This is a genomic window from Micromonospora sp. NPDC000207 (genome assembly GCF_040300925.1).
Taxonomy (GTDB): domain Bacteria; phylum Actinomycetota; class Actinomycetes; order Mycobacteriales; family Micromonosporaceae; genus Micromonospora.
Genome location: NZ_JBEPEQ010000078.1, coordinates 22,075 through 28,806, shown reverse-complemented (window position 1 = coordinate 28,806; position 6,732 = coordinate 22,075). Strand labels below are relative to the sequence as shown.

Genomic DNA, 6,732 nt, shown 5'->3' with positions numbered 1-6,732 from the left:
TCCGGCATCGCCCACCTCCACAACATCATCCTGACCGGGTGACACCAACACCGTTGACCGGCAACGCCATCACCGAGTTACGAGACATCCTTTAGTTCCACTTGATCCTGTCCGAGCGTAACTTCCATTGACTTCCATCTGTTCAGCCGATAGCGTTCCTGCAACTTGCCGTATGGCAATTAATCACGGGGGCTCTCATGGGCGCACTCTCGGCATGTCGCCGACGCCGCGTTAATCCGCGGTGAAAAATCTCCTGGCTCTTCTGGCGACGATTCATGTGGGGTCCGCCGTCGGCTAGGTCCGACCAATTTTTCTTTCGCGCAGCAGTGATCCTGCCGTGCGTCTTCCGTGTGGCTTCACGCCGCGAAGTCACCCGCGCCGGCACCACCAACCTCACCTACGGACACAACGACCAGCACGGCATGCCCTGGCTCCAGTCCTGGACCAACGGCCTCAACCCCACCATCCACGTCGAACGCGACGGCCTCGGCACCCCCCTCGGACTGCGCATCGGCACCACCGACCACGCCTACGTCCTCGACGCCCTCGGCTCCGTCGTCGCCATCGTCAAGACCGACGGCACCGCCGCCGCCACCTACACCTACGACCCCTACGGCAATGGCCTCACCGCCACCGAGACCGGCCTCGGACAAACCAGCATCATCCGCTACGCCGGCGGCATCCACGACCCCGCCACCAACTACACCAAGTACGGCCAACGCTGGTACAACCCCATCCAAGGCCGCTTCACCCAACAGGACAACCTGTCGTTCATCGGGGACCCACAACAGGGGAACCGGTACGCGTACGCATCGAGCAACCCGATAAACTTCGTGGACCCGACTGGCCTGTTCTCTTGGAGCGGACTGGTCTATGCATCAGCGGGAGCCGCGTTTGTCGGTGGAGTCACCGGATGCCTCGGTACGATTTTGGCAGGCTGCGGGGCGGGTCTCGCCGTCGGGGTGGTAACGGGCGCGGTCGGAGGCGCGCTCACTTACGTCATCGATCAGGGGAAACCCGAGTAGAACATTTGCGCGTCAAGTGAGGAGACAATGGCTCGCTACAGGTATGCAATTTTTGCCGTCGCCATGTTCATGACCGGAATAATCGTCGGCAAGCTCATCGTTGGAGCTAGTTGGACCGTTGTTCTTTCGGTCAGCCTGCTGATGGCTGCAACGGCCGTCGGGCTGCTCAGTACTCAGCTGCACAAGAAGTGACTTAACGGCCGCATCCGGCAGGAAGGCTGAGACTCAGCCTTCCTGCCGGATGCGGCCAACGCTGCTGCTGAAATGGCAGGTATCGCCTTTGAAGCGGCTGCGACTGGACCAGTCGGGAGTCGACGGTGCCGACTTCTGCGTCGCCGGCCAGCATCACCCTCATGGGCAGCTCGATTGGGGACCATGTAGTGACATTCTTCAGGAAGCTCGAACCAAGGGAAGCTAATTTGTGGGCCGGCCACCACGATCTCCGGCGCATTCGCCGGATGGGTGGCCGTGCCGCTCGTGGCCGAGAGGCTTAGCAAGGAAGAGCAAGTAGCCCGTCTTCTGATCGTTGTCGCTTCTCTTGCAATAACTGTCTGGACGGCCGTGCTCTTAAGGCGCCAAAAGCGACGCTGAAAAAGGGGGGCACCGAATCCGATGACGGCCTCATTCCACTCACCCTCGGCGAGGTCCGCCGTCTCCTGGCACACCTGATCACCACCATCCGACCCTTCGACCACATCCATCGATGGTCACGATGGCGACGCCGACGCCAATACCGCACCAAAACCGCCCACTACCAGCGAAGACTCCAACTTAACCAGCTGCGGCTGGAGTACTAAGCCCCATCCGACACACCGTCCCCCGCTACGGGGCCGGCTCACCCGACTCCGCCAGGTCAGGCCGAGACGCGGATGACGGTCACCAGCAGCGGTGCCCGGACACCGAGCCGGGCTGCGATGTCGGCAATCACCTCGGCCAACCAGCCGACAACGTCACACGACCACTCAGCGATTTCACCACTCAGCTCCACCCCATGCAGCGGGGGGCTGTTCCAAGCACTGTCGGCAATCGGTGGAGGCAGGACGGCGTCAGGGGCGAGGTCGTGGGACCGGACGACGAACACGTCCTGCTCCAACCCGGTCAGATGATCGATGAGCTGCGGTGCGAGAGCAGGGATCGAGGGGTCTTGGCCGCTGTTGATGTGGACCCGCACCGGAGTCCTGGCTGCCGGGGCGCCCTCGGCGAACCACTCCTTCACCCGCATCGCGGGCACGAGCGCGTAGGGCGGACGCGACGAGGGGGTGAGACCCTGGACCGGCAGCAGAACCTGTACCGCGGACAGGTTCAGCGTGCCAACCCAGGCCGTCGCCTCCTGGGCGCACCGCAGGAATGGCTGCACGGGGAGCGGCCGATCGCCGGGCACCTCGCTCGCCTCGACCTGAAACCAGGAGACCAAGTCCGTTCCGGCAGCGCCGAGCGGATGGTTCCAGCCGGCGTCGTTCATAGCCCAGAGCCCGGGGGCGCGGATCACGTGCTCGTTGAAGCCCCCCCCGGCCGACCTGTCGTCGAGCCAACCCATGGCCATCGACCGGTGGTAGAACAGCGAATGGGCGGCGGTGTCCGACTCCGGGTCGCGCCAGGGGTGCGGGACCAGCTCACCGTACAAGGCGGCGAGCATTGTGCCCGCTGTCCGGAGGGACCCAGGTGCCAGACCCGGCTCTGCGGTGACGCCGCGCTCCGACACGATGGGTCCCCCTGGCTGCCTCTTAGGTGCGACGTTGCTTCCTCTTGTATTAGTACACGCGGCAGTCGACGTTGGCCTGCTTATACGGCTGCTCACCGGTGTCGACTTCACCGATCACGTCGACGTCGATGTGGTTGCGCCAGGACGTCCAGTTCCGGTCGTTGCAGGTTCGGCGTGCCACCGTACGCTCAGCACCCCCGGTGTACGGCCTGAGCTCCCTGACCGACGAACAGGCTTTCTGTCGCCACGTGTTGTCCGTGTACCACTCGTAGAGGCAGTTGTAGACGTTGGCGCGGTCGTTGTTGCAGTTCCCCTTCTTCCACGCTCCGTGACCCGACACGTCCGGAGAAGACCAGTGGGGGTTGTCCGGCATGTTCTCCGGGGTGCAACCGATCAGCGTTGATTCCGAGGCTGGCTGCGGGTCGATGGGAATGACGTTGCCATCGCTGTCCAGGTAGACCGCAGTCTCGTCCGCTCCCGGCTGCGCGATCCCCGGTTCAGCGTCCACGAACGACACGAACCTCGCACCAACATGCAGCCCCGCAGGCTCCGCCCCGGCGGCCGGTGCATTCGCAACGGCCACGACAGGAACCTTCCCCAACGACGCCGCCGACGCCGGGGCTGGTACGACCGCTGCGATTGACGCGACGCCCAAGCCGGCGGCGAACAATGCTCTGGTGATTTTCACGAGACCTCCCCTATGGCGCTTCCGTGACAACCCGAGACCAAACGGTAACCATCGGCGACGATCGACAACAAGGATCAGTGAAAGCAGATCAAGCAATTTCCTACATAAGCGACCCAGTAGGCGGCACGTAGATAAATGACTATCTGTCGCCCAGGTCGGCGGCGTTGCCGAACACCGAAGCGCGGCTGCGGCAGGCAACCCGTTACTTTCGTCGAACGACGGGCATGTACTCCTGAAACGACCTGTACGCAGATCTTGGAGTGGTGGGAGGGATCGCAGGTTCCGGAGCAGTCCTCGGCGGCCCAGCAGGACTGGGGGCAGGAGCATTGATCGGCACCGGCGTCGTCTTGATCCGGCGAGGCTGCGAAATGCGAGCGGACAACTGCGGCCTCTCTGAGAGCTGACAACAAGGAGAAATCCGCCTGATGGAAAGATTCGAGAAAGATCTACGCTTCGCCGGCTCCGCGGGGCAACTACTCAGACGCCTCCAAGAAGTGCTCGCCTCGATGAGTTCCGAAAGGAGCGGTAGACATGGGTCGCATCCCGCGTCCGCTGTACTGGCTCACCCTCGTCGCGATGTCCGGCACCCTTCTCGTGCAGGTCCTATCCGGATTCGATCAGCCGTTGGAGATCGTGTCCGGCTGCATCGCTGCCGTGCTGGTGGTCTGGTCGACGGTGGCCTTGGTCGCCGGTAGGAAGAGCAACGATCCAAAGTGAGACCCACGAAGGACGTCGGTGCCTGGAATTGTCCTCTTGAATGCCGACAACACCCCCACCGGAACCGGCGTCGAGCAGGCAGGTTCAGGTGTCCTTGATGGCGTGCAGGGCTTCCACGGCCCAAGGGCCGCAGGTCAAGGCGGCCTGCTCGGGAGGTCCGGCGTGTCGGGCGGTATGGCTGGTGGTGCTCGGGTCGCGGCGGTCAGGGTGTGCGCAGGCCGGGAGACGCGGTCTGGGGCACCGCCCGCGCCCAGGACAGGAATCGACGGTCGAGGGCGGCTGGTGACGGGCGCTGCCCGATCTGATGAAGCTGATCGCCGGCATGGGCGAGCATCGCCCCGAGGTGGACCAGGAGCGACGCCCGATCCCCATCGAACTCGTCCGCCAACGAGCGCCGCGCGGGCTCGCACGGCCAGTCCCGCCGACACGCCGAGCAGCGCCAGAGCGGTCGCATCGGTACGTGGGACGTGCGCGGCCGGTCCGGCACCGGAATCCGCGATCGCAGCAGGTTGAGCGTGATCCGTCGGGCGTCGACGTCGGAGAGGCCGTCCAGCGGAAACAGGAATCTGCGTACGACCTCGACCGGCGGGACGTGCCGCAGGTCCCGCAGTGCGCAGTGCGCCATGTAGAGGAGTCCGCCGAGCATCTGCGCCGAGGCCCCGGCCTCGCGGAACGCCGGGCACGGCCACGGCAGGGCGCACTGCTCGCAGGTCCAGAGCGGTCCGTACCCGATGTGCTGCGACGCGCCGTCGAGCCGGGCGGGGACCGTCACCGCGACCTGCCCTGGTTCGCCCGCCACGCCTGGGCGGGCGTCAGGTTTCCGGCGGTGCCGGGACGGACCACCGGGTACGCGGCGGTGCGGGCGTTCGCCCAGTCAGTCGCATGTGGCGTACGCGGGCGCTCGGCGTGCCTTCTCTGCTCGGCCTGTCGGTGCTTGCCTCGACCGAATCGCATGGATGGTCCCTCTCGCGTCAGTGAGATCCGAGTGGGGGCCGCACCCCGGTCTGCCGGATGCCCGGCGGCGGCCCCCGTGGACGGTCGCGATGGTCGGGGAGCCCGCACCCGTGGCGACTCCTCACGCACCTCGGCAGGCCCCACCACGACCGTCCCGTCTCCCACTGTGCTGTCAGTTGCGCGACGAATACACAGCGTTGCATGATGTCTGATAGATATTCAGGACGTCCCATGGAGTGATCAGGATGAACCGTGCGGTAAAGGCAGCGATGGTCGAGGCGGGGGAGACCGCCGAAAGCCTTGCAGGCCAGGTCGGTGTCGACCCGAAGACGGCGGCCCGGTGGGTGAGTGACGGCCGCATTCCGCAGTCGCGGCATCGAGCCAAGGTTGCCGAGCTGCTGCGGCGGGACGTCACAGATCTCTGGCCGGACGTTCTCAAGCGGAGCGAGCCCGTGTGGTTCCGGACGTGGGCAGACATCGAGCGCGAAGCCGTCGGGCTGCGGTGCTTTCAAGCGACCGTGATCCCGGGACTGCTTCAGACCGAAGCGTACGCCCGTGCGGTGCTCACCAGCGGGCCGCTCGCCGCCAAGGCGGAAGCTCTCGTCGAATCGAGGATGCGCCGGGCGGCGGCCGTGTTCGACAAGGACGAGCCGCCGCTGACCGTGTTCGTGATCGACGAGGCGGCGTTGCGGCGTGGTCCCCGCGAGGTGATGGAGGAGCAGCTGGACCATCTGGTCGAGATGGCACAACGACCGAGCGTCATGGTGCACGTCCTACCGCTGACGGCGGGGCTCCATCCTGGACAGGCAGGGCCGTTCATTATCGCGACCATGCCCGACGGTGAGGACGTCGGATACCTGGACGACCAGGCCGCCGGGCGGGTCACGGACGAGACTGCCGCGCTCTGGGCGGTGTGGGATACCGTGAGGTCGGTCGCGCTGCCGCGTGACCAGTCCATCGATTTCATGAGGACGCGAGCATGGCTGACCTGACCGGCGCACAGTGGCGTACCAGCACCCGTAGCAGCTCGAACGGCGGCGACTGCGTCGAGGTCGCCGACAACCTTCCCGGGGTCGTCGGTGTCCGGGACAGCAAGGACCGCGACGGCGGGACGCTCACGTTCGCCCCGGGGGCGTGGCGGGCGTTCGTCGGCGCGGTGGCGTCGCAGCGCTGAGGCCGACGCACCGAGGAACCCTGGGCTTCGGCCGGGGCGGGTTCCGACGATGACGGAGCCGTCGGCGGAGCGGGTCAGCGCTCGGTGAGCAGGTGGTGCAGGAAGCGGCCCGGGTCGGCCAGGAACGCCCGGGTCAGGGTGACCGGCTCGGCCTGGTCGTAGTCGACGGGTGCGATGGTGCCGTCGGCGTCGATGTGCAGGATCGTCGCGCCGGGGCTGGCCAGCAGGATCGGCGAGTGGGTGGCGATGATGAACTGGCTGCCCTGGTCGACCAGCTCGGCGATGCGCAGCAGCAGGGCCAGGCATCCGTGGACGGACAGGGCCGCCTCCGGCTCGTCGAGCAGGTACAGCCCCTGCGGGCCGAACCGATGGTTGACCAGGTCGAGGAATGACTCGCCGTGGGAACGGTGGTGGGGGGAGATCCGCCGTAGGCGCCGAGCAGGGACGGGGAGTCCGGGTCGGCGTCGAGGCG

General features: G+C 66.0%; 10 protein-coding genes. 5 read left to right on the top strand and 5 right to left on the bottom strand.

Going from position 1 to position 6,732, the window contains the following annotated elements; translation table 11 throughout:
* The first annotated feature begins 326 nt into the window (after positions 1–326).
* Together ABT336_RS19110 and ABT336_RS19105 are read left to right on the top strand one after the other, a co-directional pair.
* A complete protein-coding gene (locus ABT336_RS19110; RefSeq protein ID WP_350897962.1) occupies positions 327–1,025 on the top strand; it encodes an RHS repeat-associated core domain-containing protein in 699 nt (232 codons plus the stop codon).
* 27 nt (positions 1,026–1,052) lie between these two features.
* Positions 1,053–1,217 (top strand): hypothetical protein, encoded by a 165-nt coding sequence (locus ABT336_RS19105; protein WP_350897961.1) that lies wholly within the window; start codon positions 1,053–1,055, stop codon positions 1,215–1,217.
* Between the two features lie 661 nt (positions 1,218–1,878).
* Here the strand turns inward: ABT336_RS19105 and ABT336_RS19100 are convergent.
* Together ABT336_RS19100 and ABT336_RS19095 are read right to left on the bottom strand one after the other, a co-directional pair.
* A complete protein-coding gene (locus ABT336_RS19100) occupies positions 1,879–2,661 on the bottom strand; it encodes a hypothetical protein (RefSeq protein WP_350897960.1) in 783 nt (260 codons plus the stop codon).
* Positions 2,662–2,776: 115 nt separating this feature from the next.
* Positions 2,777–3,415 carry a hypothetical protein gene (locus ABT336_RS19095; RefSeq protein ID WP_350897959.1) on the bottom strand — a complete coding sequence of 213 codons (639 nt, stop codon included), beginning with the start codon at positions 3,413–3,415 and terminating at the stop codon, positions 2,777–2,779.
* 531 nt (positions 3,416–3,946) lie between these two features.
* On the opposite strand from ABT336_RS19095, the gene ABT336_RS19090 reads away from it, so the two are divergent.
* Positions 3,947–4,132 (top strand): hypothetical protein, encoded by a 186-nt coding sequence (locus ABT336_RS19090; protein ID WP_350897958.1) that lies wholly within the window; start codon positions 3,947–3,949, stop codon positions 4,130–4,132.
* A gap of 202 nt (positions 4,133–4,334) precedes the next feature.
* On the opposite strand, the gene ABT336_RS19085 is transcribed toward ABT336_RS19090, so the two are convergent.
* Positions 4,335–4,904: a hypothetical protein gene (locus ABT336_RS19085; RefSeq protein ID WP_350897957.1), complete on the bottom strand. Its 570-nt coding sequence runs from the start codon at positions 4,902–4,904 to the stop codon at positions 4,335–4,337.
* Positions 4,901–5,086 (bottom strand): hypothetical protein, encoded by a 186-nt coding sequence (locus tag ABT336_RS19080; protein WP_350897956.1) that lies wholly within the window; start codon positions 5,084–5,086, stop codon positions 4,901–4,903. Before ABT336_RS19080 ends, ABT336_RS19085 begins: the two co-directional genes overlap by 4 nt.
* A gap of 245 nt (positions 5,087–5,331) precedes the next feature.
* Between ABT336_RS19080 and ABT336_RS19075 the strand changes: the two genes are divergently transcribed.
* Together ABT336_RS19075 and ABT336_RS19070 are read left to right on the top strand one after the other, a co-directional pair.
* Complete coding sequence (locus ABT336_RS19075) at positions 5,332–6,078, top strand: helix-turn-helix domain-containing protein (RefSeq protein ID WP_350897955.1); 747 nt, start codon at positions 5,332–5,334, stop codon at positions 6,076–6,078.
* Positions 6,066–6,260, top strand: a complete 195-nt coding sequence (locus ABT336_RS19070; RefSeq protein WP_350897954.1) for a DUF397 domain-containing protein — start codon at positions 6,066–6,068, stop codon at positions 6,258–6,260. The genes ABT336_RS19075 and ABT336_RS19070 overlap by 13 nt, the downstream gene beginning before the upstream one ends.
* Before the next feature lie 74 nt (positions 6,261–6,334).
* On the opposite strand, the gene ABT336_RS27565 is transcribed toward ABT336_RS19070, so the two are convergent.
* Entirely contained in the window at positions 6,335–6,562 is a 228-nt protein-coding gene (locus ABT336_RS27565; RefSeq protein WP_502891207.1) for a hypothetical protein, read from the bottom strand.
* Positions 6,563–6,732: the final 170 nt, after the last annotated feature.

Excerpts from the sequence above, each read along its gene's own strand:
- ABT336_RS19090 (WP_350897958.1), top strand. The coding sequence starts at position 3,947 with ATGGGTCGCATCCCGCGTCCGCTGTACTGGCTCACCCTCGTCGCGATG.
- ABT336_RS19075 (WP_350897955.1), top strand. The coding sequence starts at position 5,332 with ATGAACCGTGCGGTAAAGGCAGCGATGGTCGAGGCGGGGGAGACCGCC.
- ABT336_RS19080 (WP_350897956.1), bottom strand. The coding sequence starts at position 5,086 with ATGCGATTCGGTCGAGGCAAGCACCGACAGGCCGAGCAGAGAAGGCAC.
- ABT336_RS19100 (WP_350897960.1), bottom strand. The coding sequence starts at position 2,661 with ATGCTCGCCGCCTTGTACGGTGAGCTGGTCCCGCACCCCTGGCGCGAC.
- ABT336_RS19070 (WP_350897954.1), top strand. The coding sequence starts at position 6,066 with ATGGCTGACCTGACCGGCGCACAGTGGCGTACCAGCACCCGTAGCAGC.
- ABT336_RS19105 (WP_350897961.1), top strand. The coding sequence starts at position 1,053 with ATGGCTCGCTACAGGTATGCAATTTTTGCCGTCGCCATGTTCATGACC.